Below are 25,497 nucleotides of genomic sequence, written 5' to 3' on the forward strand. Positions count from 1 at the left end.
CAGGAGTGGAGCCTGCGGAACGACCCTCGAGGCGGAGTGGAGCCTGCGGAACGACCCTTGGGGTACGCCGTGAACCACCACAGGTGCACAATCGAAGAACTAGGACGACCAACGACAGGAGTTCGGCGTGGCGCAGGGTCTCAAGCTGGGGTACAAGGCATCGGCGGAGCAGTTCGGACCGCGGGAGTTGGTCGAGCTCGGTGTGCTCGCCGAGCAGCACGGTATGGATTCGGCGACGGTCAGTGATCACTTCCAGCCGTGGCGGCACGAGGGCGGGCACGCGCCGTTCTCGCTTGCCTGGATGACGGCTGTCGGCGAGCGGACGAACACGATTCAGCTCGGCACCTCTGTGCTGACACCGACCTTCCGTTACAACCCGTCGGTCATCGCTCAGGCGTTCGCGACGATGGGCTGCCTGTACCCCGGACGCATCATGCTCGGTGTCGGTACCGGCGAAGCGCTCAACGAGATCGCGACCGGATTCACCGGCGAATGGCCGGAGTTCAAGGAACGATTCGCGCGCCTGCGTGAGTCGGTGCGGTTGATGCGCGAGCTGTGGCTCGGCGACCGCGTCGACTTCGAGGGCGAGTACTACACGACCAAGGGCGCGTCGATCTACGACGTTCCCGAGGGTGGCATCCCGGTCTACATCGCCGCCGGTGGTCCCGTGGTGGCGCGGTACGCAGGACGCGCAGGCGACGGTTTCATCTGCACCTCGGGCAAGGGCATGGAGCTCTACACCGACAAGCTGCTTCCGGCCGTGGAAGAGGGCGCGGGCAAGGCCGAGCGCGACGCCGGTGAGATCGACAAGATGATCGAGATCAAGATCAGCTACGACACCGATCCCGAACTGGCGCTGGAGAATTGCCGCTTCTGGGCTCCGTTGTCGCTGACGCCGGAGCAGAAGCACTCGATCGACGATCCGATCGAGATGGAGAAGGCCGCCGACGAGCTGCCGATCGAGCAGGTCGCCAAGCGCTGGATCGTCGCATCGGACCCGGACGAGGCAGTGGAGAAGGTCAAGCAGTACACCGATGCCGGCCTGAATCACCTGGTGTTCCACGCCCCGGGCCACGATCAGAAGCGGTTCCTCGAACTCTTCGAGAAGGACCTCGCACCGCGCCTGCGCAAGCTCGGGTAGTTACGAAGGACCACCGAGATCGGCCGTGAGTGCGAACAATCGCATGTCGCGGTCGGTCCGGGTCTCGTACTCGCCGTACACCTCGACCATCGCGTCGAACTGCCGGTAGATGCGAGCCTTCTCGTCTCCGGTGATGCGGGTGGCGAGCACCGGGATCTTCTTGCCGCCGATGGCCACCACGGCCTTCGGGTCGGCGAGCAGGTTCGACGTCCACGCCGGGTGGTGCTGCTGACCGAAGTTGGAGCCGACGACGTAGATCTTGTCGTCCTCCCGGTAGTACAGCAGCGGGCTGGTCCTGGGTTTGCCGGATTTGCGGCCGGTGGTGGTCAGCAACACCACCGGAGCCGCGATCGGTCCGAGGACGGTGAAACGGCCGTCGGACTTGGTCAGCAACCACCGGTCGACGCCTGCGAGGTTCCGGATGACCCACGAACCGGGCTTCGTCGACGCGAACTTCACGGCGGGCTTGCGGATGAACGAGGTTTCGCTGCCCCAGCGCACATCCGGGAACGGTGATTCGGCCATGGTTCATGGGACAACCCGACCGCGCCCGGTGTCAACACCTGAACCATTGGGCAGGAGTGGAGCCTGCGGAACGACCCTTACCAGCAGGAGTGGAGCCTGCGGAACGACCCGTATCAGGCAGGAGTGGAGCCTGCGGAACGACCCCTACTAGGCTGGCGGGCATGGCTGAGCCCAGCGGCACCGACGCGTCGGACATGTATCCCTCGAGCATCTACATCGCGTCACCGGAAGGGGATACCGGGAAGTCGACCATCGCGCTCGGGGTTTTGCAGATGCTCGCCGCGTCCGCGGCCCGGGTGGGGGTGTTCCGTCCCATCGCCCGATCGACCGACGAGCCCGATTACATCCTCGAGTTGCTCGTCGAGCACACCACCGCTGATCTGACCTACGAGCAGTCTCTCGGTGTCACGTACGAGCAGGTGCACGCCGATCAGGATGCCGCGCTCAGCAAGATCGTCGATCGGTATCACGAGGTGGCTTCTCAGTGCGACGCCGTGGTGATCGTGGGCAGCGATTACACCGACGTCGGCAGCCCCAGCGAACTCGGCTTCAACGCTCGCATCGCGGTCAATCTCGGTGCCCCCGTGCTGCTTGCGCTGCGCGGGTCCGGTCGTACGCCCGACGAGATCGCACAGTTGGCCACTCTGTGCCAGGGCGAGCTGCGTCAGCACCACGCCCACTTGGCTGCGATCGTGGCGAACCGTTGCGCGCCCGAGGATCTCGATGCGGTCACCGACGCATTGGCGTCGGTGGGTGTGCCTGCGTGGTCTCTGCCGGAGATTCCGCTCCTCGTCGCGCCGACGATGGCGGAACTGCTCGAGGCGGTGGACGGCACACTGTACTCCGGTGACTCGTCGTTGCTGCAGCGAGAAGCGTTGCGGGTCATGGTCGGTGGCATGACGGCCGAGCACATCCTCGAACGCCTGACCGAGGGTGTCGTCGTCATCGCACCCGCAGACCGATCCGACGTGTTGCTCGCCCTCGTCAATGCCCATGAGGCGGAGGGCTTTCCGTCCCTGGCCGGCATCATCATGAACGGCGGCATCGAGCCCCATCCGGCGATCGCTCGTCTGGTGGCGGGTCTCGGCCCCCGGTTGCCGATCCTGACCACCGAGCTCGGTACCTTCGACACCGCCTCGGCTGCAGCGCAGACGCGCGGCCGGGTGGCGGTGGGTTCGCAGCGCAAGGTGGACACCGCACTCGGCCTGATGGAACAGCGGGTCGATGCGAAAACCCTTCTTGGTCGTCTCGACATCGCCATTCCCACGATCACGACCCCGCAGATGTTCGAGTACCAGCTGATCCACCGGGCACGCGCCGACCGCAAGCACATCGTGCTCCCCGAGGGCGGCGACGATCGCATCCTGCGGGCTGCCGGACGTCTGCTGCAGCGGCAGGTCGCGGACCTGACGATCCTCGGCGAGGAAGGTCCCATCCGACGACGCGCGTCGGAACTGGGCGTCGACCTCGACAGTGCCACGGTTCTCGACCCCAAGAACTGCGACTACGCCGAGGACTTCGCGGCCGAGTACACCGAGCTGCGCAAGCACAAGGGGATGACGATCGACCGCGCCCGCGAGATCATGGCCGACATCTCGTACTTCGGAACGATGATGGTGCACAAGGGGATTGCCGACGGCATGGTCTCGGGCGCGGCGCACACCACCGCGCACACCATCAAGCCGTCGTTCGAGATCATCAAGACCACCGAGGGTGTGTCGACGGTGTCGTCGATCTTCCTGATGTGCCTGTCCGATCGTGTTCTCGCCTACGGTGACTGCGCCGTCGTACCCGACCCGACGGCCGAGCAGTTGGCCGACATCGCCGTCTCCTCGGCGCAGACCTCGGCCCAATTCGGTATCGAGCCGCGGGTGGCCATGCTGTCGTACTCCACCGGCGAGTCCGGTTCCGGAGCCGACGTCGACAAGGTGCGGCAAGCCACAGCGCTTGTGCGCGAACGTAATCCGGAACTGCTCGTGGAGGGTCCGATTCAGTACGACGCGGCGATCGAACCGTCCGTCGCCGCGTCGAAGCTGCCCGATTCCGACGTCGCGGGCCGAGCGACGGTGTTCATCTTCCCGGACCTCAACACCGGCAACAACACCTACAAGGCCGTCCAGCGCAGCGCCGGCGCGGTTGCCGTCGGACCTGTTCTGCAGGGCCTACGTAAGCCCGTCAACGATCTCTCGCGCGGTGCGCTGGTCGAGGACATCGTCAACACCGTCGCCATCACGGCGATTCAGGCGCAGGGCATTGCCAACGCAGCCGATCAGGAGGGCAAGTGAGCATTCTCGTCGTCAACTCCGGTTCGTCCTCGGTCAAGTTCCAACTCGTCGACCCGGGCTCGGGGGAATCCGTGGCCAGTGGGCTCGTCGAGCGCATCGGTGAATCCGACGGTCGAGTCGAACTCGACCACCGGGGCGAGAGTGTCGAGCGCATCCAGCACATCGACGACCACGGTGCCGGTCTGGCCCTGGCCTTCGAGATGCTCGCCGACGCAGGCGTCGAATTGGAATCGGTCACCGCGGTCGGGCATCGCGTCGTCCACGGCGGGACCGTCTTCTACCGTCCGACGATCATCGACGACTCCGTCGTGCAACAGATCTCCGATCTGAGCAACCTTGCACCACTGCACAATCCGCCGAACGTGCTGGGCATCGAGGTCGCCAGGAAGCAACTGCCGAACGTGCCTCATGTGGCAGTGTTCGATACTGCCTTCTTTCATTCCCTGCCCGACGCGGCCGCGACCTACGCCATCGACGCGACCGTCGCTGCCGAGCACGACATCCGACGGTACGGCTTCCACGGCACCTCGCATCGTTACGTGTCCGAGCAGGTGGCGCAGTTTCTCGGCCGCGACCTCGCCGACATCGACCAGATCGTGCTGCATCTGGGCAACGGTGCCTCGGCCTCGGCCGTCGCCGGCGGCAAGGCGGTCGACACCTCGATGGGACTGACTCCCCTCGAAGGTCTTGTGATGGGTACGCGCAGTGGGGATATCGACCCCGGCGTGATCATGCACCTGCGGCGCAGTGCGGGCATGAGCGTCGACGACATCGACGCCCTGCTCAACCGTCGCTCCGGGTTGATCGGACTGTGCGGGGTCAACGACTTCAGGCAATTGCAGCAGCGGATCGACGACGGCGACGCCTCCGCACGCTTGGCCTACGACGTCTACATCCACCGTCTGCGCAAGTACATCGGTGCGTACATGATCGGGCTGGGACGGCTGGACGCCATCACGTTCACCGCCGGTGTCGGCGAGAACGCCGCAGCGGTGCGCGCGGACGCCCTCGCGAATCTCGAGGGCTTCGGCATCGAGATCGACGCCGAGCGTAATGCGGTGCGCAGCAAGCAGGCTCGGGTGATCTCGACCGACTCGTCCACCGTCACGGTGTTGGTGGTGCCGACCGACGAGGAACTGGCGATCGCGCGTGCGGCGGACGACCTGGTCAGAGAAGTCGCCTAGAACAACGAACGCGGCCTGATCGCGTTCGCCAGATCCACCAGCGAGAAGCGGTGGGCGCGATCGGTGGCGTTGCGGGCCAGTGCGCGAAGGCCCTTCTCGGTGCCGCGCCGCAACCCGTCCTCGGTGAACGGCACGCTGAGAATGGGCTCCCGCTCGGCGGTGGCGGCGTGGCCGGAGACGATCCAGTCCAGGGCCATCGCCAGCACCAGCGTCCGCATCTGCAGCGCCCGGCTCTCGGCCTTGGGTAGCAACGCCACTCGCCGGGCAGCAGAACGGAAATCGGACTCGGACAGCTCGGCTCGCGAGCGGTCCATCAGCAACGTCAACACACTCGTCATGCGGGCCATGGAGTAGTGCCGCGAACTGATCGGCACCTGATCCAGCGCGGCGATGGCCCCGGTCTGATCGCCGCGGCGCTGCAACTGCCTGGCCAGGCCGAATGCCGAGCTGACGATGCCACGATTGGTTCGCCACACCGCGCGGTACAGACCCTCGGCGCGGGCGCGCCACTTCTCGGCTTCCTCGCCGTTGCCTGCGGCCACATGCCCGAGCAGTTCGGAGGTGGCTCCGAGTGCGAGCTTGGGTGCGAGTTCACCGGGCATCGCGCCGAGCACGTTGTCGAAATCGGTGAACGCAGAATCGTATTCGTGATGCAGCAGTGCGATCAGTCCCGCGTACCACTGCACTCGCCACGGGTCCGCGGTGTGGTCGGTCGACTGCACCTTGGCCAGAATGTCGGTTGCTTCGACGACGTTCCCGAGATCCAGATGGGCTTTGACCTCGGCGAGAGTGATCTCGAGACTCAGTTCCACGGGACTGGAGGAGCCCCCGGAACGGCTCGATTCGGCTCCCGAGGTGACGCGTTCGATGCCGTTGCGTTTGGCGTGCTGCAGCGAGTCCAGGGTCTGTCGAGGTTCGACGTGCACGGCGGCCGCCAGCAGCGGGGCGCTCGGGTCGTTGGGGTCCACCAACGGAACCGGAAGCGCAGCAACCACTTCGGCTGCGGTCATTCGTTCGTGGCGTACCGTACCGTCCACGTAGGTGTCGGTGCGTCCCACCGAATGCTCGGTGCCGAAAGTGGTACGCGGCGGGCTGAATACCGTCGACAGTCCCGGCCGCTCGACGCCTGTTCTGATGGCCAGGATCTCGCGCAACACGCCGGTGGCCTGCCCGGCGAATTCGTCCGCGGATCGGAATCGCCGAGTGGGGTCCTCGTGCGTCGCGCGCAGCAACAGCCGGTGCAGCGACGGAAACTGTTGCAGTACTTCGGATTCCTCGGCCGAAGGCAGGCCGTCGAGGTACTTGCCGTTCTTCGACGGCATGTTCAGCGTCAACACCGCGAGCGTGCGGCCGACCGTGAAGATGTCCGACGCCACCGTCGGTCCCGTCTTGACGATCTCCGGTGCCTGGTAGCCCACCGTGCCGTACAGGTAGCCGTAGTCCTCGATACCTGCGACCGCACCGAGGTCGATGAGTTTGATCTGGTCGTCGGAGACCATGATGTTTTCCGGCTTGAGGTCGTTGTAGACAAGTCCGATCGAATGCAGGTAGCCAAGTGCCGGAAGCACTTCGAGGACGTAGGCGAGTGCCTGTTCGACGGGCAGCCGGGTGCCGTCACCGCACGCGGTGAGGATGTCGCGCAGTGAGCGGCCGCCGACGTATTCCATGACGATGAAGCCGACGGTCGAGCCGTCGCTGCGGGGTTGCTCGACGAAGTTGTAGATCTTGACCACACCGGGATGGGCGACCTCGGCGAGGAATTGCCGCTCGGCGACCGCGACGGCGTGTGCCTCTTCGTCACCGAAGTGCAGCAGTCCCTTGAGTACCACCCAGCGGTCGCTGACGTTGCGGTCGATGGCGAGGTAGATCCAGCCGAGTCCGCCGTGCGCGATGCAGCCCTGCACGTCGTATTGACCGACCACGCGATCGCCCGGTTCCAGCAACGGCGTGAAGTCGAACGTTGCGCCGCAGTGCGGGCAGATGCCCATCTCCACGTCGGGACCGCCCGGTTCACTGCGGCCGACCTTGGCATTGCACTTCCAGCAGAACCGTTTGTGCTGCGGCACCGACGGATCCGACATCACTGCGGTGGCAGGATCGATCGGTTCGACGCGTGGCACATCCACCAGACCGCCGCCGAGTCGCCGCCGAATGCCGGTGCTGCGCGATCGACCGGATCTCGACCGACCCGTCTTGGAGCGGGTGGAAGCAGGGTGTGACGGAGCGGATGTCGGGGTCCGATCGTCGACCGGTGACCGTGAGACGGCCTGGGTGCGCTCGATGCCGTCCGTTCCCGAGACGCCGTCCGTGTTCGATCCGGCCGGTGTTCTCGACACAGCCCGGGTGCGCTCGCTGTCGTCGGTGCGCGAGACCGCCTGCGTTCGCTCCGCCGGGGCCGTCTGCTGCTGTTCGTCGTCGTCCATGTCGGCGTCCCTAATCGCTGTACGTCGCGCTGGGCGGACCGGGGGAGGGGCCGAGCACGGTCAGCCACCGGTTGTAGATGCGGTTCCACGTGCCGTCGGAGCGAATGCGTGCCAACGTGCCGTTGACGAAGCGGACCAGATCCTCGTTGTCCTTGTTGATTCCCACCCCGTACGGCTCCGGGCTCAGGCTGTCACCGACGATCTCGAGGTACGGATCCTGTGCTGCGAGACCGGCCAGGATCGCGTCGTCGGTGCTGATGGCGTCGACCTGCCGTTGCTGCAGCACCACAAGACAATCCGACCACATCGGTACCGTCACCACGGTCGCGGCAGGCTGGACGCGTTGGAGGCGTCGCAGCGAGGTGGTGCCCTCCACGGCGCACACTCGCTTGTTCGCCAGGTCCTCGACTCCGCGGATGCCCGAACCCTGCACCACCAGAACACGGTGCTGCGCTTGGAAGTACACGGTGGAGAACTGGACGTCCTTGCGGCGAGCGCACGTGATGGTCATCGTCTTGACCACCATGTCCACCGAAGAATCCTGCAGAGCTTCGAGCCGCTGTGCGGAGGTGAGGATGCGAAAGTCCAACCGGTTCGGATCGCCGAACAGATCTCGTGAGACTTCCCGCGCGATGTCGACATCGAACCCGACCAGTTGACCGGTCATCGGATCGCGGAAGCTGAAAAGGTTGCTGCCCGTGTCCAACCCGACAACCAACCGGCCCTTGGCGCGCAGTGCGTCGATGGTCGGTTGTGGCGGTGGCGGAGCATCGGTGCCTGTCGGCAGTGGTCGCAGGCTGGCGGTGGGGCGGGCGCACTCGTCGTCGGCGGGGCTCTCGGTGGGGCGAGCGGCGACGGACGCGCCTTCCGGTAGTGGCGGTTCGGTGAATGTCGTGTCGACCTGCGGCGCAGAGTTCTCCGGCGGCGAACAGCCGACCAACAGGGCGGTGACCAGGATGCCGACGGCGAGTAGACGTTTCACAGGTACTCCCGCAGCCTCGGGAACAGGCCGACACCGAAGGCGACCGATGCGAAGACGGTGAGCACGTACGCGCCGTCCGGCAGTCCGGACAGCACCCACACCGATCGGTCGATGTTGGACCGCAGTTCGCTTCGCGCATTCTCGATTCCGTCGACCAGGACACTGTCCAGCGCGGTGAACGCGGCCGCCGAATCGGACTCGCCGGTGCCGGTGGCAATGGAGACCGCGCCGTTGAAATCGCCGACCTCGAGTGCGGAATCGATCCTCGAGTGCGAGACCGACCACGTGTTCAGTGCATCGATCACCGCGGTGTCGCCCTGGAACATCTCGGTGAGTCGAGAGACGTTGGCGTCGAACGATTCTCCGTAATCCTGACCGCCGCCGCGGCGGGCGAGGTCGAGTGTCTCGTCTGCTCTGGCCTGTTGCGCCAGAATGAAACCCGTCGTGTAGGACTTCAGCGGAGACACTCCGCGGTCGATCGCGCGATCGGTGGCGATCGAGGAAACCAGTCCCACCACCAGCATCCAGCCGAGCAGCCCGGCGACAGCGACTGTGGCAGTGAGGAATCCGACGTTCAACGTCCGGCGAGTGGTCCGCGACAGGTACCACTGGGCCAGGCCGGTCATCAGCAACAGGAACACCAGCGAGCCGATCGCGAACAGTGGAGGACTGGTGAACCGTTCCTGATCGGCCGACACCCGCGACGCCTGCTCGGTGTACAACTTCTCGGCCAGCGGCAGCAGGCTCGTCTGCATCATCGTCGACGCCTCGCCGAGGTACGCCGCGCCCACCGGATTTCCGCTGCGGTTGTTGGCTCGCGCCGTCTCGACCAGGCCGCTGTACACCGGCAACCCGGCGGCGATCTGGGTGAGCACCGCGCTGGTGGCCGCGTCGTTCTCGGTCACCCCGGCCGAGGCCGCGATCAGCTCGGACGACGCCTCGCCGAGCGCCTGCGAGTAGCGCTCGCGCACCTCGGGCGGCTCGAGACCGCCGGCGATGAACGCGGTGGCCGCAGCCGCGTCGGCCACCGACAGCGCCCCATACAGATTCTGTGCCGAGTTCGCGAACGGCTCGGTGCGCACCAACAGGGTGCCCAGGGTGTCGACTCGATCGGTCACTGCCGTTGACGCGAGATTTCCGACCGTCAACGCGAGCACCACCAGCGCGGTTCCCATCGCGACCAACCGCGCAGGCGTCGAACGCATCGTGTATCGAACCGGTGGCTTGCCTGCAGCGACACCGACGTGCGTAGCCGTTGTCGGGGGGACGGCAGCGGAGGGGGTAATACCGGCCGCGATCACGCACCCGAGCATATAAGTAGGCGGACGGTACTGCAGCCACTACAGGCAGGTGATTCACCTAGGGTGGTGAGCATGCGTGGTGACGGGGACGGCTGGGTGATCGGCGAGAACGGCACTCGGCACTGGGGAAAGCACGGTGCCGCCGGACTGTTGCTGCGTGCACCGTCGAACGCCGGCGAACCGGTGGTGCTGCTCCAGCACCGTGCCCTGTGGAGTCACCAGGGCGGAACCTGGGCGCTACCGGGCGGAGCCCGCGATTCCCACGAGAGCACCGCGCACGCGGCGGTGCGTGAGGCCCACGAAGAAGCCGGTATCTCGGCCGAACAGGTCAGTGTGCGCAGCGAGCGCGTCACCGCGAGCGTCGAGAGCGGCTGGTCTTACACCACCGTCGTCGCCGATACCGATCATCCGTTGACCACCGTGCCCAACGGGGAGAGCACCGAGCTGCGCTGGGTGCCGGAGTCGATCGTCGACGAACTCCCGCTGCACCCGGGTTTCGCGTCCAGCTGGCCGTCGCTGCGCACCGTGCCGCTTCGAGTGCTGCTCGATACCGCCAACGTGCTGGGCTCGCGACCGAACGGATGGTGGAAGGACCGTGCCGGATCCACCGGCGCACTGCTGACCTCGCTCGCCGAGACGCTGCCGCGCACCGTCGAACTGCCCAGCGGTCAGTACGGCTGGCTCACCCGCATCGAAGCCGTCCTCGAAGGCCAGGCCAGGGACGCGGTCGTCGACGACCCGCGGACCCGGACGATTCTCGCCGACGGCAGTGGCGACGACACCCTGGCCGAGCAGGCCGACCTCGATGGGGACCTGACGGCGCTGGTCACCGCCGATCGCGGACTGCAGAATCGGCTGCCCACCTCGGTGCAGGTCCTGACGCCGTCCACGGTTTTGTCGTGGCTCTAGGGCTCTAGGGCTCCAGGGTTCTAGGGCTGAAGCGCCTGCACCAGTGAACGGGCGGCCGCCTGCGGGTCCCTGGCCTCGGTGATGGCGCGGACCACGACGATGCGATCGGCACCTGCTGCCCTGACCTGATCGACGTTGGTCGCGTCGACGCCGCCGATGGCGAACCACGGCCGCTCCGGGAGCGAGTCCGCCGTCGCTCGCAGAGTCTCGAGCCCCGCGGCCTTGCGATTGGGCTTGGTGGGTGTCGGCCACACCGGCCCGACGGCGAAGTAGTCGACGCCGTCCTCGATCGCGGCGAGCGAGGACTGAGCGCGGTTCTGCGTCGAGCGCCCGATCACCACGTCCGGTCCCAGAATCTGCCGCGCGTAGTGCACCGGCAGATCGCCCTGGCCGAGATGCAGTACGTCCGCGCCCGAGGCCAACGCCAGATCCGCGCGATCGTTGACCGCGAGCAGCGCACCGTGCCGCTTGGTGGCAGCGAGCAGAATCGCCAGCGCAGCGAGCTCGTCCTTGGCTTCGAGGGGACCGAACTCGCGCTCGCCGGCGGAGTTCTTGTCGCGCAGCTGGATGATGTCGACGCCACCGGACAACGCGGCCTCGGCGAACTGCGCGAGGTCGCCCTTGTCGCGCCTGGCATCGGTACACAGGTACAGGCGAGCGGACGCAAGACGCTCACGGGGAGTCTGGTTGCGGGCGGTCTGAGATGGATGCACAAAGCGAACTGTATTCTCATGGTGGCCGCCACCGACGACGGAGTGGCCGAGATATCGCGGGAGTCCCGAGGATCGTGGGGCTGAGAGTGGGTTCGCCGCCCTTACCGTCAATACCTGAACCCGATCATGCGGGCGCAGGGAGTGAGGACGTGAATCGCGTGCACATCGTCGTTATCGGCGGAGGCGTCATCGGGCTGTCGACGGCGCTGCGCCTGAGCCGGGACGGTCACCGGGTCGTCGTTCACGATCCCGCTCTGGGCAAGGGCGCATCCTGGGTCGCGGGCGGAATGCTGGCACCGTTGTCCGAGGGCTGGCCCGGCGAACACGAACTGCTGCACCTGGGCGCTGCGTCGTTGGCGCGGTGGCCGGAATTTGCCCGACGCCTCCCCGGCCCCTCGGTGTTCTCCGCAGCGGGATCGGTGACGGTTGCCCTCGACTCCGCCGATGCCGCTGATCTACGAACCATCGCCGAATGGGTCGGCGAACAGGGGCACGAGCTCGAGATTCTGGGACGGGTGCAGCTGCGCGAGCTCGAACCTGCTCTGGCACAGAACATTCGACTCGGCCTGCTGGCTCCGACCGAGTTGTCGGTGGACAATCGGGTGCTGATCGCCGCACTCGAGCAGGGATGCCTGGATGCGGGAGTGGAGTTCTCCACGGAGTCGGTCGACACCATTCCCGACGCCGATCAGGTGGTCCTGGCCGCCGGGGCGCAGTCGGCGGCATTGTGGCCCACCCTTCCGGTCCGACCGGTCAAGGGCGAAATCCTGCGGCTGCGTCGTCGACCGAGTGCCGCGCCGCCGCCGAACCGGACCGTTCGCGGAACCGTGCACGGGCGCGCGATCTACCTGGTACCGCGCGGCGACGGATTGGTCGTCGGCGCAACCCAATACGAATCCGGCCAGGACACTCAGGTCACCGTCGCCGGGGTACGAGACCTCATCGCCGACGCCGAACGGCTCATGCCGAGCATCGGCGAATACGAACTGTACGAAACCGCTGCCGGACTGCGGCCCATGAGCCCGGACGGACTGCCGATCATCGGCAGGCTGTCTCCCCAGGTGATCGTTGCCACCGGCCACGGCCGCAACGGCATCCTGCTCGCGCCCATCACCGCCGACGCAGTCGCCGCACTCATCTCCGGCGAGGCGCTACCGGACGCGAAAGCCGCCACACCCGAACGCTTTTCGCACATAGAGAGGACACCATGACACAGGTCGCGATCGGTATCACCGTCAACGGTGAAGACCACCTGCTCACCGAGGACATGACCATGCGTCGGCTGCTCGAATTCCTGGGGCTGCCCGAGAAGGGCATCGCCGTCGCCGTCGACGGAGCGGTGCTGCCCAAGAGTCGCTGGGACACCACCAGCGTCGAAAAGGGTTGGACCATCGACGTCCTCACGGCGGTTCAGGGTGGTTGAGGTCACGACAGGTCTGGTCATCGCCGGTCGCACCTTCACCTCCCGCCTCATCACCGGCACCGGGGGAGCGGCCAATCTCGCGGTACTCGAGGAGGCCCTCGTCGCGTCGGGAACCGAATTGACCACCGTCGCGATGCGCCGCGTCGACGCCGCAGGTGGGACGGGAGTGCTGGATCTGCTGCGCCGATTGAACATCGCGCCGCTGCCGAACACCGCGGGCTGCCGCGGCTCGGCCGAAGCCGTGCTCACCGCGCAACTGGCCCGCGAGGCGCTCGAGACCGACTGGGTCAAACTCGAAGTGATCGCCGACGAGCGAACCCTGCTGCCCGACGCCATCGAATTGGTCAAGGCCGCAGAACAACTCGTGGACGACGGCTTCCAGGTGCTGCCGTACACCACCGACGACCCGGTACTGGCGAAGCGACTCGAGGACATCGGCTGCGTGGCCGTCATGCCGCTCGGCTCGCCCATCGGCACCGGGCTCGGCATCTCCAACCCCCACAACATCGAGATGATCGTCGACGCCGCCTCGGTTCCGGTGATCCTCGACGCGGGCATCGGCACCGCCAGCGACGCCACCCTCGCGATGGAACTCGGCTGCGATGCGGTGCTGCTCGCGACCGCGGTGACCAGGGCAAAGGATCCGGCGCTGATGGCGTCGGCGATGCGTCATGCTGTTGCCGCGGGGTACCAGGCCCGGCACGCCGGCCGAATTCCGAAACGATTCTGGGCGCAGGCCAGCTCGCCCATGTGACCGGCTGCCTTGCCTGTGGTGCTGCGCATCCGGCAAACGCGCGCGCATTTGTGAAACGCGCGCAGAATTGTGGCGAATGCGAGGCGATTCCGCGCGCATCTGGCAAACGCGCGCGCATTTGCGGCCGCGCCCGTGTGACCCCACGCCGCCCATGTGACCGACTGTCTCAGGGTGTGTGTCATCCGAAAGGATGATGGAAGAGTCGACTGTGGGTCGATGTGCGGACGCTGTCGATGGGGGACAGTTGTACCCATGATCGAAGTGACAGGACTGACCAAGCAATACGGCGCGGTGACGGCGGTCGACAACCTCACCTTCACCATCAAACCCGGCATCGTGACCGGCTTCCTCGGCCCCAACGGCGCAGGCAAGTCGACCACCATGCGGATGATCCTCGGGCTCGACCGACCCACCTCGGGCACGGCGACCATCGAGGGCAAGAGCTACAGCCACCTGAAGCAACCACTGCGTACCGTCGGCGCCCTGCTCGACGCCAAGTGGGTGCACCCCAACCGATCGGCTCGTGCACACCTCGAGTGGATGGCTGCCTCCAACGGCATCCCCAAGTCGCGAGTCGACGAGGTGCTGCGTCTGGTGGGCCTGTCCGAGGTCGCCAAGAAGAATGCCGGTGGCTTCTCGCTCGGTATGTCGCAGCGGCTGGGACTCGCCGGCGCTTTGCTGGGCGACCCCAAGGTGTTGCTGTTCGACGAGCCGGTCAACGGACTCGATCCCGAGGGCATCGTCTGGATACGAAAGTTCATGCAGCGCTTGGCAGCCGAGGGGCGCACGGTGCTGGTCTCGAGCCACCTCCTCTCGGAGATGGCTCAGACGGCGGAGCATCTCATCGTCATCGGACGCGGCAAGCTGATCTCGGATTCCTCGGTGCAGGAATTCATCGACCACGCTTCCGAAGCATCGGTGCGCGTGCGCAGCCCGCAGCTCGACGGTCTGCGTCAGGCGTTGACGACGGCCGGTCTCACCGTGCGCGAGCCGGACAAGACCGATGAACTTCAGCCCTCGCTCGTGGTGCTGAACTCCACGACCGACACGATCGGCGACATCGCCGGTCGAGCCGGAATCACTTTGCACGAGTTGGCCTCTCAACGAGGATCGCTCGAGGAAGCCTTCATGAAACTCACCGGAGACACAGTGCAATACCACGGCGCGGGAGCCGAAAACCCCAACACTCAGCAAGCGATGGGCGGTTCACTCTGATGGGCGTACTGGCAGCAGAAAGAATCAAGTTCACCTCGACCAAATCGCCGTGGTGGTGCAGCGCGATCATCGTGGTGCTCGGTCTCGGATTCGCGTCGATACTGGGCTGGGCCGCTCAGTTGGCCACCGAAACCGATGCGCCCGAGGGCATTCCGCCCACGACGGCAGCCGACGTCGTAGGACTCGGCGTCGGAACCTTCGGTTCGATGGTCTTGATGATCCTGGCCGCGTTGACCGTGACCAGCGAATACCGGTTCGGTCTGATCCGAACCACGTTCCAGGCCGTGACCAACCGAGGATCGGTACTGGCGGCCAAGGCCCTGCTGGTCGGTGTCTACGGTGCGATCCTGTCGTTCGTGCTCGCCGTCATCGGGCTCTACCTCGCCAAGGCGCTCGCCGGTGAGCAGGCAGGTGCGCTGCTCGGCTTCGACATCGATGGAACCTGGCGCGTCCTGTACGGGACCGCCATCCTGGCGTTCGTCCAGGTCGTTCTGGCCATCGGCGTCGGCGCTCTCATGCGGCAGTCCGCCGGAGCAATCGCCATCCTGCTTCTGTGGCCACTGCTCATCGAGAACCTCGTCGGGGTGATTCCGACGGTCGGCGAGAAGATCCAGCCGTTCCTGCCCTTCCTCAACGCCAATCACTTCCTCGGATCCAGCGGCGGTGTCGACTTCCACTGGGGTCCGATCGGCGGATTGATCTACTTCGTCGCCTTCACCGCGGTGATCTTCGGAGCGGCAGTGTTCGTCGTCAATCGTCGGGACGCCTGACGCCGCTCGCCGGTAGGGTGTCCGCTATGCGGATTTCCCTACTTGCAGGTAGCGCTGTCACTGTCTTGATTCTGGCCGGTTGCTCGTCCACCTCGGACGAGGAACCGGCCAGAGTTTTCGCGACACCCGACGGGCCGGGGCTCTCTGCCGCGGTCACCGAGGACGCGTTGGTGGGGCACCTCGAACAATTGGAAGCCATCGCCGCCGAGAACGACGGAAATCGCGCTGCCGGCACCGCCGGTTATGACGCGAGTGTCGATTATGTTGTCTCGCAACTCGAATCGGCCGGGTTCGAGGTCACCACCCCGGAATTCGAATTCGAGACCTTCGAGGCGCAGACCCAAACTCTGTCGCTTGCGGGCACGGAGATCCCGGTGTTCGCGCTCAGTTACTCGCCCACCACCACCGCCGAGGGAATCACCGCACGCGTCGTCGGCGCTCCCGCCGGTGCAGACGGCTGTGAGGCGACCGATTACACCGGCCTCGACCTGGCCGGAGCCGTCGCGGTCGTGCCGCGAGGAGTGTGCGCCTTCGGTGTGAAGCAGACCGTTGCCGCAGAACTGGGAGCGGCCGCCGCGATCATCGTCAACAACGAACCCGGGCCGCTCGATTCGGGCACCCTCGGCGACGCCGACACTGCCCGGATTCCGACCGGCGGCGTCAGCCAGGAGGACGGTGCGGCCGTTCTGGCCGCACCCGAGGTGACGCTGACACTCGTCACCGAAACCGAAACGACCACCAGTCGCAACATCATTGCGCAGACCACCACCGGTTCCACCGAGAACGTGGTGGTCACCGGTGCGCATCTCGACAGCGTTCCCGAGGGCCCCGGCATCAACGACAACGGAACCGGCACGGCGGCAGTACTCGAGACCGCACTGCAGATGGGCAGTGCACCCGAGGTCACCAACGCGGTGCGTTTCGCGTTCTGGGGTGCCGAGGAGAACGGACTCGTCGGTTCCACCAAGTACGTCGAAGGCCTGTCCGACGAGGACAAGCAGAACATCGCGCTGTACCTGAACTTCGACATGATCGGCTCGCACAACGCCGGCTACCTCGCCTACGACGGAGACGACTCCGACCAGGTGGGTGAGCCCGCAGGCCCGGCCGGATCCGACGCCATCGAGCGCACTTTCGTCGAGCACCTGGCAGCCGAGGACGTAGCCGTCGACGGTACCGATTTCGACGGTCGCTCGGACTACGGCCCGTTCATCGAGGTGGGTATCCCCGCCGGTGGTGTGTTCAGCGGAGCGGACGAGAACAAGACCGCCGCGCAGGCCGAGAAGTGGGGCGGCACCGCCGATCAGACCTTCGACGAGAACTACCACACCGACCAGGACACCCTGGCGAACGTCGACCGCGCCGCACTGGCGAAGAACGGTGCGGCAGTGGCCTACGGCATCGGCGTCTACGCGCAGTCGGTGGAGGGCCCCAACGGGGTTCCGGTGGGTGCCGAGCGCGAGGCCGCGCGCGCCGAAGGATAAGGGCGAGTATGTGTAACTGTGAGTTACGCTCGATGCTGTGAACGCAGTCGTGGACTCGGTGGTGGAGTGGGTTCGCACCACCAACCGAGCGCCCAAGGTGGTCGGGGCGGTACGACGTGTGCGTCGCGCACTACCCGGCGACCCCACGTTCGGTGATCCCCTGTCGATCGACGGGCCGGGGCGAGCCTTGGCCGTTGCCCGCGTCGCCGATCGCTTTCTGGTTGCCAACGGACTCGACGACGAGCCGGGCGCATCCCGTGAAGTCGGCCTCGGTGCCTTGCAGGTGTGGCAGGCGATCCTCGAGAGGACGGGCCGGGGGCGCGGCGAACAGGACGTCACCATCGTCTTCACCGACCTCGTCGGGTTCTCGTCGTGGTCGCTGCGCGCCGGCGACACCGCCACCCTGACGCTGCTCCGCAAGGTCTCCAAAGCGGTCGAACCCGAGGTCGTGTTCCGCGGCGGCCACGTCGTCAAGAGACTGGGCGACGGCATCATGGCGGTGTTCGCCGATGCGGGCAAAGCAGTCGACGCGGTCTTCGCGGCCCGCGAGGCACTGAAGGGTGTCGACGTCGACGGTTACACCCCGACGATGCGCGTCGGCATCCACACCGGCAGCCCGCGTCAGGTGGGATCGGACTGGCTGGGCGTCGACGTCACCGTCGCCGCCCGGGTGATGCAGACCGGCGGCAACGGCAACATCATGATCTCCGCGGCGGCCCTCGAGGGGGTCCCGCCGGAGGTGCTCGACGCCTTGCACGTGGTGTCCAAGCCCTATCGCCGCAGCTTCTTCGCTCCGAAGATCAAGGGCGCACCCGACGACCTACGCATCCTCCGACTCGTGCAGTCGCCACAGCGGTGACACCGGTCCGTGGCCCGCGCCCAGGTCGTAGGACGCGGCCAGACAGCGAGTGACCCACTCCTTGCCGAACGCCACCGCGTCGGGCATGGAGTAGCCGTTCGCCAGGGCCGAGGCGATCGATGCGGCGAGGGTGTCGCCACCGCCGTGGTCGTTGCCGGTGTCGATGCGTTCGCTGGTGAATTCGAGGAAGGTGTCGCCGTCGAACAGCAGATCGGTGCTGTGTGTGGACGTCCGAAGGTGACCGCCCTTGACCAGGGCCCACTGCGCGCCCAATCCGTGCAGGGCCTCGGCGGCGCGGTGCGCGCTGGAGTCGTCGATGACGTCGATGCCAGTGATGAGCCGAACCTCGTCGAGGTTGGGGGTCACCAGCGAGGCGATGGGAAACAGGGTGTGCCGGATGGCGTCGAGGGCTTCGGCGTGCAGTAGCGGATCCCCGTGCATCGACGCGCACACCGGATCCACGACCAGGGGAACCGGCTGATCTCGGCCGATGCCCACCTCGGTGCAGACGGCCGTGACCGCTTCGATGATCGCGGTGGAGGCCAACATTCCGGTCTTCGCTGCGCCGACGCCGATGTCGGAGACGACGGAGCGAACCTGCGCTGCGACGACGTCCGGCGGAATCTCGTGGAAGCCCGTCACGCCGACGGTGTTCTGGACCGTGACCGCAGCGACAGCAACGCAGGCGTGGACGCCCAGCAGGGCCATCGTTCGGCTGTCCGCCTGGATTCCGGCACCGCCACCGGAGTCGGTTCCGGCGATGGTCAGCGCGCGGACAGGAGTCTCGCCGTTGGGCGTGAGCGGTAGGAACTTCACGAGAGAAGACAGTACCGGCGTGCGCGGAGACGGGGGTCGCTGCCGGTGAAACGGAATGCCGAGTACGTGGCGAAAACATGAGCGGGCCTTGAATGTTGTTGTATCACAACGCCGAACAGGGTCACTTATGATCCGTACCAGCATTCGAGTCGGGTTCGGCGGACGAACCTACGCATCCGAAGGTTTGTTGGTAGAAAAGGTGACAGACCCACCGTGCGCATGTTTAATAGTGGTGCACGTCACAAAAGATTTCATTCGTTCACCACTCCACACACAGCGAAGGAGGCGTCCCATGCTTGCAAGTTCTCCTAGCGCTGATGTCTCGATCAACAAGGATCAGAACCGGTTCGAGCTTCGATTGAACGGCGATCTCGTCGGGATCGTCGGCTTCTACGAGGTCGAGGGAAACGGCAAGCGTGCGACGCGAACTCATGTCGTGTCCTTCATGCACACGGTCGTCACCGAGGATTTCGGTCATCAGGGTCTGGCCGGCATTCTGGTGCGGCGCGCACTCGACAGTGCTCGGTCCTACGGCTGGAAGGTCAAGCCGGTCTGCACCTATGTGCAGCGTTTCGCCGCGGCCAATCCGGAGTACAACGACATGCTCGTCGCGCTCTGACCTCTGTTTCCTGCAAGCGTCGCCCGGTCACATTAAGGGCACGACTCGGCGACGATCGGTGCACTCTCCCCGCGTCACATGGACAACACTGGTCTCATGAGTGACATGAGTCACATACTTCCACGACGGGTCCATGGGCCCGCTCCGGTCGACCGTCCCGTCGTTCGCATCGAGGACGACGTCGATCACAACAGGTTCGATCTTTTCGTCGACGACGAACTCGTCGGCATTCTCGGGTATCGCTTCGGTGAGGGCGACGACGGCGGCGTCGGCCCGGTCGTCGCGCTCATGCACACCGTCGTCAAGGAGGAGTACGGCGACCGCGGGTGGGCGGGCGTGCTGGTGAGGGCGTCGCTGAACACCGCTCGTGATCGGCAGTGGCGCATCGTGCCGATCTGCACCTACGTCCGGCGATACCTGGCGCAGCACGAGGAGTTCATGGACCTCGTCGTCGAGTGACCGCTCAGCCGATCTCCACGATCACCGGAGCGTGATCGCTGGCTCCCTTGCCCTTGCGCTCCTCGCGGTCGATGGACGCACCGGTCACCCGAGCCGCCAGGGCAGGTGAGGTCAACGCCATGTCGATACGCAGGCCCTGCTTCTTCGGGAACCGCAACTGCGTGTAGTCCCAGTAGGTGTACGTCCTGGGCTCGGGGGTGAACTGCCGCGTCACCTCGGTGAAGCCGGCGTCGCCGAACGCGGTGAAGGCATCACGCTCGGGCTGCGAGGTGTGGGTCTTGCCCTCGAACAGTGCGGGATCCCAGACGTCGTCGTCGGTGGGCGCGATGTTCCAGTCGCCCACGAGCGCGATCTGCGCCTGCGGATCCGCCGCCACCCACGCCTGTGCGTCGGCCTTCAGTGCTGCGAGCCACTCGAGCTTGTAGGTGTAGTGCGGATCTGCGAGTTCGCGGCCGTTCGGCACGTACAGGCTCCAGACGCGGACCCCGGCGCACGTGGCGCCGATGGCGCGGGCCTCCTGAGCGGGATCGACCTCGGGATCCTTGCTGAACCCGGGCTGATCCTCGAACCCGACCTGCACGTCGTCCAATCCGACGCGAGACGCGATCGCGACGCCGTTCCACTGGCTCAGCCCGACGTGGGCGACCTCGTACCCGATGTCGGTGAACCGCTCGTACGGAAACTGCGCGTCCTTGCACTTGGTTTCCTGCATCGCCAGGACATCGACATCGGATCGCTGCAGCCAATCGACGATTCGATCCTGACGAGAGCGGACGGAGTTCACATTCCAAGTAGCCAAGCGCACGGGAAGGAACCCTATCGAACGCCTCCGACAGGGTTCGGACCGATCGCGTTCTCGGGCCGGGCGTAGCGATAGTGGTGGTGGTCGACGAAACCGAGATCTCGATAGAGGCCGACGGCGTGGGTGTTGTCCACGGCCACTTGCAGGTACGCGTGTGTCGCGCCGTGCTCGCGTCCCCATCGCACCAACTCGCCGCACATCAGGGCGCCGAGGCCGTTGCGTCGATGATCCGGGGAGACCCAGAGCGAGGTCAGTCCCACCCAGCAACGACCGTCCGGGGCGGTGGTGACGGCCGCGCGACCGACGGCTGCCGACGACGAGCGAGCGCCGATCATGCCGAAACCGAGGGTTCCTCCCCGGACTGCGGCGGCCACCTCCGCTGCGCCCGCGGGTGCCTTGCCGCCCTGGTAGTGGAGGGAAGTCAACCACTCGGCCGTCGGCTCCTCGGTCACGGCGATGGCCGAATCACCATCGCGTAGAGCGAGATTCGAGATGTCCGCAGCCATGACGGCGCTCTCGTTGTAGGTCAACCAGCCGGCCGGGGCGCTGCCGAGACGGTCGGGGAGCGACAGCGTCGGCGGTAGTCCGCGAGCGGCGTATCGGTCGACGATCTCCGCCAGAGTCTCGGCCGTCATCGACGCTCCCGGCTCGAGCGGTGCCGCCGAGTTGGCGCGTCCGGTGAACCCGTGACCGAACCGCAGTTGCCAACCGTCGATCCATTCCCGCTCGACGCCCGGCCAACCGTCGGCGGCAGCGGCCTCGAGCGAGCGGATCTCCGACGTTCGAATCGGCTTGGGGCCCAAGGGTTTCAACGCCACGACTCGTTCGGCGGCGACCTGTACCAGCGCGCCGTCTCTGCCGCGCACAGAGACCGCACCGGCGTCGATGGCCACCAGTTCGCCGATCACGTCCGTCATCGGGTGGGTGTGGCCGGGTGGCAGCCGGTAGCGCAGCATCACCCGTGTACCCACCGGGACGGTCAGTCCTCGTCCTCGTCGTCGTGCCCGAACGGGTCGTCGACGGTGCCGGGCGTCCAGCTCAGCCCCGGCACGCCCCACCCGGCGCGCTTGATGGCCTTCTTCGCGGCCCGCGCATGTCGCCCGATGAGCACGTCGGTGTAGAGGAAGCCGTCGAGGTGACCCACCTCGTGCTGGAGCATCCGGGCGAAGAAGCCGTGGCCCTCGATGTCGACGGGATCGCCCTTGGCGTCGGTACCGGTCACTCGGGCCCACTCGGCGCGCCCGGTGGGGTGTTGCTCGCCGGGGACGGAGAGGCAGCCCTCGTCGTCGTCGTCCGGGTCGGGCATCGTCTCCGGAATTTCCGACGTCTCGAGCACCGGGTTGACGACCTCGCCGCGGCGACGGAAGATCTTGCCGTCCTCGCCTTGATCGGGGCAGTCGTAGATGAACAGGCGCTTACCGACTCCGACCTGATTCGCGGCGAGGCCGACGCCGTTCGCGGCGGCCAACGTCTCGTACATGTCGGCGATCAGCTCGGCCAGCTCGGCGGGTGACTCGGTGACGGGAGCGGTTGCGGTGTGCAGCACCGGATCGCCGACGATCCGGATGGGAAGAATTGCCATGGTCGACAAGGATAGTGGGCCGGGAGTGGAGCCTGCGGAACGACCCAAGGGGGCCGGGAGTGGAGCCTGCGGAACGGCCCAAGGGGGCCGGGAGTGGAGCCTGCGGAACGACCCAAGGGGGCCGGGAGTGGAGCCTGCGGAACGGCCCAAGGGCCTGGTGCGTGTGGCCGGGTGCGGGGAACACGCCACGCGCCGGTACCTCGCGGGAGCCGTGCTCGAGGCGTCGAGCATGGTTGAATGATTCCCGAAGTACAACTGTGTAATTCGGTCGGTGCTCCTACGGGTACCGGCAGTGCTGGGGGAAGCAGATTTCTCGGGGTAGGTGATCCTGCAGACCCTGGGGAGTCGAGAAGTCGAGGAGTGGGATGGACGGCGCAGCAGCGCGTGACTCGAACCAGTCTCAGCAACCGGGAAGTTCGGACGGCTCTCAGGATCCGAACGAGGTCGGTGCGGACGGACTGAGTCGACGAGAGCACGACATCCTGTCCTTCGAACGGCAGTGGTGGAAGTACGCCGGTGCCAAGGAAGAGGCCATCAAGGAACTCTTCTCCATGTCGGCAACCCGCTACTACCAGATTCTGAACGCGTTGGTCGATCGTCCCGAGGCACTCGCTGCGGATCCGATGTTGGTCAAGCGCCTGCGTCGGTTGCGTGCGAGCCGACAGAAGGCGCGTGCGGCGCGTCGGCTGGGTTTCGACGTCTGAGCAGGTCCTTGCGTTCCGTGTGCCGAGTCGCCGTCGACGGTCGGATAGGGTCGAGTACGTGAGCAGCCCGAACCCGGAGCAGACCGGGCCACCTCTCCGTGCCCTGGCCATGGTGTTGATCTCGCTCGCGATTCTGTTCGCAGCGATCGGCGCGTTGTCGCTGACGGGTTCCGATTCCGACGAGGCGGCCGCCGAGCCCGCCGCCGAGACGACGAGTGCACCGGCCGCAGTCGCCCCGACCGCGCAGGCCCCTGCAGCGCAGGCACCGGCCGCCGACGCGTCGACCGGTTCTGCAGCCACCACCACCTCGGGTGCCCCCGCCGACGTCGAAGTGCGGGTACTCAACAACTCCAACGTCTCCGGCCTGGCGGCCGGTACCGCGAGCACGCTGACCGCCGAGGGGTGGAACGTCGCCGAGACGGGCAACTTCAGCGAAGCCCAGTTCGCGCAGACCGCGGTGTACTACGGCACGACGGCAGGCGAGGAACAGGCCGCACAGACGATCGCCACGCAGCTCGGCGTCCCGGCCGAGCCGAAGCCGACCTCGCTCGAATCCACGGCAGGCGTCGTCGTCATCGTGACCCAATAGTCCTGCAGCGGCCAGTCCCACAGCGTCGACCTCCGTGCCCGATTCGGTTGAATCGGTCGGCACGTTATCATTTCCGAGCCCGGCGAAACTGCCTGAAAGAGGAGCGATTTCCGATGGACATGTTCAAGCGACGCACTGCTGCGACCCGCTCATTGCGTTACGTGGCCCCGGTCCTCGCGATCGCAGCGCTCGGGCTCTCCGCCTGCAGCAACGGCGAGGTCCCGTCCGATGTCCCCGGCACCGTCCCGCCGGTGTGGACCGGCGAGGCCGATCCGTCGGCAGAAGCCGTCGCAGGTGACAGCCCGGCCGAGTCGGGCTCCGGCGACACCATCGAGGGCACACTGCGCGACGCTTCCGGCGCCGAGGTGGGCACGGTGTCCTTCGCGTCCGAGGGCGACAAGCTCACCGTCACGGCCGAGGTCGAGGGCATGACCCCCGGCTTCCACGGTTTCCACGTGCATGCCGTCGCCGCCTGCGAGCCGAACTCCGTTGCACCGACCGGTGGAGATCCGGGCGCGTTCCTGTCCGCAGGCGGTCACCTGCAGGTCGACGGCCGCACCGAACACCCGGCCAGCGGCGACCTGACGTCCATCCAGGTCGGCGAGGACGGCACCGGGATGCTGATGACGACCACCGACGCGATCACACTCGACGATCTGCGTGCGGACGGTGCCGGAACCTCGGTGATCGTGCACGAGGGTGCCGACAACTTCGCCAACATCCCGCCGCGGTACACCCTGCCCGACGGTGCCGCTGTCCCGGACATGACGACTCTGATGACCGGCGACGCCGGCTCGCGGGCGGCATGCGCGGTACTGCAGTAGTTTGAGCGCTCCCCGGATCGACTTCGCGAGTTCACCGCGCCCGACGCTCGGCGTCGAGTGGGAGATCGCGCTGGTCGACAAGAACACGCGGGACCTGGTCAACTCCGCCGAGGCGGTCATGGACGGCGTCCGCGACCTGGCCGGGGACACCCCGCGGGTGACCAAGGAACTGCTGCGCAACACCGTCGAACTCGTCACCGGAGTGTGCGAGAACGTCGGTGAGGCGATGGCAGACCTCGGTGAGTCGCTCTCGCTCGTCGAGCGTGCCGCGGATCCGCTGGGAATCGATCTGTTCTCTGCGGGCACCCATCCGTTCGCCGAGTGGTCCACCCAGCAGCTCACCAGTTCGCCGAGCTACGACGAGTTGATCGCTCGTACGCAGTGGTGGGGTCGGCAGATGCTGATCTGGGGTGTCCACGTGCACGTGGGAGTGTCGTCTCCCGACAAGGTCTTTCCCATTCTCAACTCGCTGCTGCTGCAGTACCCGCACCTGTTGGCGCTCTCGGCGTCCTCACCGATCTGGGCGGGCAACGACACCGGCTACGCCAGCAATCGGGCGCTGATGTTCCAGCAGCTGCCGACGGCCGGTCTACCGTTCCAGTTCGAGAACTGGCCACAGTTCGAGGGATTCGTCCGTGACCAGCTCAAGACCGGCGTCATCGAACAACTCGGCGGCATGCACTGGGACATCAGGCCTGCACCGAAGTGGGGAACGATCGAGGTCCGGGTGTGCGACGGGGCGTCGACCAAGCGGGAGCTCGCGGCTCTCGTCGCGTTGACACACTGCCTCATCGTCCATCTCGACGAACGTCTCGAAGCGGGGGAGACCCTGCCGTCGATACCGCCGTGGCACGTGCAGGAGAACAAGTGGCGGGCCGCTCGATACGGACTGGACGCCGAGATCATTCTCGACTCCGACAGCAACGAACGTCTGGTCACCGACGATCTGAACGACCTGCTCGAGAAGCTGACGCCGACGGCGGTGCGACTCGGTTGCGTCGACGAGTTGGCAGCGGTGGCCGACATCCCTCGGCTCGGGGCGTCGTACCAGCGTCAACGGATAGTGGCCGCGAAATCCGACGGTGACCTGCGAGCCGTCGTCGAATCGCTGGTCACCGACCTTCGATCCTGATT

At 66.3% G+C, this 25,497-nt stretch carries 26 protein-coding genes; 17 read left to right on the forward strand and 9 right to left on the reverse strand.

Annotated elements, in window-relative coordinates:
• Positions 1 to 127: 127 nt before the first annotated feature.
• On the forward strand, positions 128 to 1,141 hold the full coding sequence (gene fgd / locus CH271_RS03030) for a glucose-6-phosphate dehydrogenase (coenzyme-F420) (RefSeq protein WP_032401751.1): 1,014 nt from the start codon (positions 128 to 130) through the stop codon (positions 1,139 to 1,141).
• Here fgd and CH271_RS03035 read toward each other — a convergent pair whose 3' ends face one another.
• Entirely contained in the window at positions 1,142 to 1,666 is a 525-nt protein-coding gene (locus tag CH271_RS03035) for a nitroreductase/quinone reductase family protein (RefSeq protein ID WP_037186693.1), read from the reverse strand. It lies immediately after the preceding gene.
• 161 nt (positions 1,667 to 1,827) lie between these two features.
• Here CH271_RS03035 and pta point away from each other — a divergent pair, with 161 nt between their 5' ends.
• Positions 1,828 to 3,951, forward strand: coding sequence for a phosphate acetyltransferase (pta, locus tag CH271_RS03040; RefSeq protein WP_170945898.1), 2,124 nt, complete (start codon positions 1,828 to 1,830; stop codon positions 3,949 to 3,951).
• Entirely contained in the window at positions 3,948 to 5,135 is a 1,188-nt protein-coding gene (locus tag CH271_RS03045) for an acetate kinase (RefSeq protein ID WP_037186695.1), read from the forward strand. The genes pta and CH271_RS03045 overlap by 4 nt, the downstream gene beginning before the upstream one ends.
• Here the strand turns inward: CH271_RS03045 and CH271_RS03050 are convergent.
• Genes CH271_RS03050 through CH271_RS03060 form a run of 3 tightly spaced genes read right to left on the reverse strand, consistent with a single transcriptional unit; the run spans position 5,132 to position 9,841 of the window.
• Positions 5,132 to 7,558 carry a serine/threonine-protein kinase gene (locus tag CH271_RS03050; protein ID WP_179274743.1) on the reverse strand — a complete coding sequence of 809 codons (2,427 nt, stop codon included), beginning with the start codon at positions 7,556 to 7,558 and terminating at the stop codon, positions 5,132 to 5,134. The genes CH271_RS03045 and CH271_RS03050 overlap by 4 nt on opposite strands.
• A 10-nt stretch (positions 7,559 to 7,568) precedes the next feature.
• A complete protein-coding gene (locus tag CH271_RS03055; RefSeq protein ID WP_094632617.1) occupies positions 7,569 to 8,540 on the reverse strand; it encodes a glutamate ABC transporter substrate-binding protein in 972 nt (323 codons plus the stop codon).
• The gene (locus tag CH271_RS03060) at positions 8,537 to 9,841 is read right to left on the reverse strand and encodes a hypothetical protein (protein ID WP_037188570.1); all 1,305 of its coding nucleotides are present in this window, start codon (positions 9,839 to 9,841) and stop codon (positions 8,537 to 8,539) included. Before CH271_RS03060 ends, CH271_RS03055 begins: the two co-directional genes overlap by 4 nt.
• A gap of 72 nt (positions 9,842 to 9,913) precedes the next feature.
• Between CH271_RS03060 and CH271_RS03065 the strand changes: the two genes are divergently transcribed.
• Positions 9,914 to 10,750 carry an NUDIX hydrolase gene (locus CH271_RS03065; protein WP_037188572.1) on the forward strand — a complete coding sequence of 279 codons (837 nt, stop codon included), beginning with the start codon at positions 9,914 to 9,916 and terminating at the stop codon, positions 10,748 to 10,750.
• A gap of 20 nt (positions 10,751 to 10,770) precedes the next feature.
• Here CH271_RS03065 and thiE read toward each other — a convergent pair whose 3' ends face one another.
• Positions 10,771 to 11,463 (reverse strand): thiamine phosphate synthase, encoded by a 693-nt coding sequence (gene thiE / locus CH271_RS03070; RefSeq protein ID WP_094632618.1) that lies wholly within the window; start codon positions 11,461 to 11,463, stop codon positions 10,771 to 10,773.
• Between the two features lie 158 nt (positions 11,464 to 11,621).
• Between thiE and thiO the strand changes: the two genes are divergently transcribed.
• From thiO to CH271_RS03105, 7 genes are all read left to right on the forward strand, one after another.
• Entirely contained in the window at positions 11,622 to 12,674 is a 1,053-nt protein-coding gene (gene thiO, locus CH271_RS03075; protein ID WP_256986237.1) for a glycine oxidase ThiO, read from the forward strand.
• Positions 12,671 to 12,886 carry a sulfur carrier protein ThiS gene (thiS, locus tag CH271_RS03080; RefSeq protein ID WP_037186702.1) on the forward strand — a complete coding sequence of 72 codons (216 nt, stop codon included), beginning with the start codon at positions 12,671 to 12,673 and terminating at the stop codon, positions 12,884 to 12,886. The genes thiO and thiS overlap by 4 nt, the downstream gene beginning before the upstream one ends.
• The gene (locus CH271_RS03085) at positions 12,879 to 13,640 is read left to right on the forward strand and encodes a thiazole synthase (protein ID WP_094632619.1); all 762 of its coding nucleotides are present in this window, start codon (positions 12,879 to 12,881) and stop codon (positions 13,638 to 13,640) included. The genes thiS and CH271_RS03085 overlap by 8 nt, the downstream gene beginning before the upstream one ends.
• A 252-nt stretch (positions 13,641 to 13,892) precedes the next feature.
• Complete coding sequence (locus CH271_RS03090; protein ID WP_037186705.1) at positions 13,893 to 14,855, forward strand: ABC transporter ATP-binding protein; 963 nt, start codon at positions 13,893 to 13,895, stop codon at positions 14,853 to 14,855.
• Positions 14,855 to 15,625 carry an ABC transporter permease gene (locus CH271_RS03095; protein WP_037186706.1) on the forward strand — a complete coding sequence of 257 codons (771 nt, stop codon included), beginning with the start codon at positions 14,855 to 14,857 and terminating at the stop codon, positions 15,623 to 15,625. The genes CH271_RS03090 and CH271_RS03095 overlap by 1 nt, the downstream gene beginning before the upstream one ends.
• 26 nt (positions 15,626 to 15,651) lie before the next feature.
• Complete coding sequence (locus CH271_RS03100; protein ID WP_094632620.1) at positions 15,652 to 17,109, forward strand: M28 family peptidase; 1,458 nt, start codon at positions 15,652 to 15,654, stop codon at positions 17,107 to 17,109.
• 37 nt (positions 17,110 to 17,146) lie between these two features.
• Entirely contained in the window at positions 17,147 to 17,968 is an 822-nt protein-coding gene (locus tag CH271_RS03105; protein WP_094632621.1) for an adenylate/guanylate cyclase domain-containing protein, read from the forward strand.
• Here CH271_RS03105 and thiD read toward each other — a convergent pair.
• Positions 17,930 to 18,784 (reverse strand): bifunctional hydroxymethylpyrimidine kinase/phosphomethylpyrimidine kinase, encoded by an 855-nt coding sequence (thiD, locus tag CH271_RS03110; RefSeq protein ID WP_094632622.1) that lies wholly within the window; start codon positions 18,782 to 18,784, stop codon positions 17,930 to 17,932. The two genes, CH271_RS03105 and thiD, sit on opposite strands and share 39 nt — an antisense overlap.
• 292 nt (positions 18,785 to 19,076) lie before the next feature.
• Here thiD and CH271_RS03115 point away from each other — a divergent pair, with 292 nt between their 5' ends.
• Both CH271_RS03115 and CH271_RS03120 read left to right on the forward strand, forming a co-directional pair.
• Positions 19,077 to 19,403 (forward strand): GNAT family N-acetyltransferase, encoded by a 327-nt coding sequence (locus tag CH271_RS03115; RefSeq protein ID WP_037186711.1) that lies wholly within the window; start codon positions 19,077 to 19,079, stop codon positions 19,401 to 19,403.
• 105 nt (positions 19,404 to 19,508) lie between these two features.
• A complete protein-coding gene (locus CH271_RS03120; protein ID WP_256986238.1) occupies positions 19,509 to 19,862 on the forward strand; it encodes a GNAT family N-acetyltransferase in 354 nt (117 codons plus the stop codon).
• A 4-nt stretch (positions 19,863 to 19,866) separates the two neighbouring features.
• Here the strand turns inward: CH271_RS03120 and CH271_RS03125 are convergent, their stop codons facing one another.
• Genes CH271_RS03125 through CH271_RS03135 form a run of 3 tightly spaced genes read right to left on the reverse strand, consistent with a single transcriptional unit; the run spans position 19,867 to position 22,246 of the window.
• Positions 19,867 to 20,667 carry an exodeoxyribonuclease III gene (locus CH271_RS03125; protein ID WP_094632623.1) on the reverse strand — a complete coding sequence of 267 codons (801 nt, stop codon included), beginning with the start codon at positions 20,665 to 20,667 and terminating at the stop codon, positions 19,867 to 19,869.
• 11 nt (positions 20,668 to 20,678) lie between these two features.
• Positions 20,679 to 21,635 (reverse strand): N-acetylglutamate synthase, CG3035 family, encoded by a 957-nt coding sequence (locus tag CH271_RS03130; protein WP_094632624.1) that lies wholly within the window; start codon positions 21,633 to 21,635, stop codon positions 20,679 to 20,681.
• Positions 21,636 to 21,643: 8 nt separating this feature from the next.
• Positions 21,644 to 22,246, reverse strand: a complete 603-nt coding sequence (locus tag CH271_RS03135) for a peptide deformylase (protein ID WP_094632625.1) — start codon at positions 22,244 to 22,246, stop codon at positions 21,644 to 21,646.
• Positions 22,247 to 22,611: 365 nt separating this feature from the next.
• Here CH271_RS03135 and CH271_RS03140 point away from each other — a divergent pair, with 365 nt between their 5' ends.
• From CH271_RS03140 to CH271_RS03155, 4 genes are all read left to right on the forward strand, one after another.
• On the forward strand, positions 22,612 to 22,950 hold the full coding sequence (locus CH271_RS03140; RefSeq protein WP_032393769.1) for a DUF3263 domain-containing protein: 339 nt from the start codon (positions 22,612 to 22,614) through the stop codon (positions 22,948 to 22,950).
• Positions 22,951 to 23,008: 58 nt separating this feature from the next.
• Positions 23,009 to 23,539: a LytR C-terminal domain-containing protein gene (locus tag CH271_RS03145; protein WP_170945899.1), complete on the forward strand. Its 531-nt coding sequence runs from the start codon at positions 23,009 to 23,011 to the stop codon at positions 23,537 to 23,539.
• A gap of 113 nt (positions 23,540 to 23,652) precedes the next feature.
• Positions 23,653 to 24,363 carry a superoxide dismutase[Cu-Zn] gene (sodC, locus tag CH271_RS03150; protein WP_052047257.1) on the forward strand — a complete coding sequence of 237 codons (711 nt, stop codon included), beginning with the start codon at positions 23,653 to 23,655 and terminating at the stop codon, positions 24,361 to 24,363.
• A 1-nt stretch (position 24,364) separates the two neighbouring features.
• The gene (locus CH271_RS03155) at positions 24,365 to 25,495 is read left to right on the forward strand and encodes a glutamate--cysteine ligase (protein WP_230596122.1); all 1,131 of its coding nucleotides are present in this window, start codon (positions 24,365 to 24,367) and stop codon (positions 25,493 to 25,495) included.
• The last annotated feature ends 2 nt before the right edge of the window (positions 25,496 to 25,497 follow it).

Source organism: Rhodococcus sp. 05-340-2, from assembly GCF_002258915.1.
Lineage (GTDB): Bacteria > Actinomycetota > Actinomycetes > Mycobacteriales > Mycobacteriaceae > Rhodococcoides.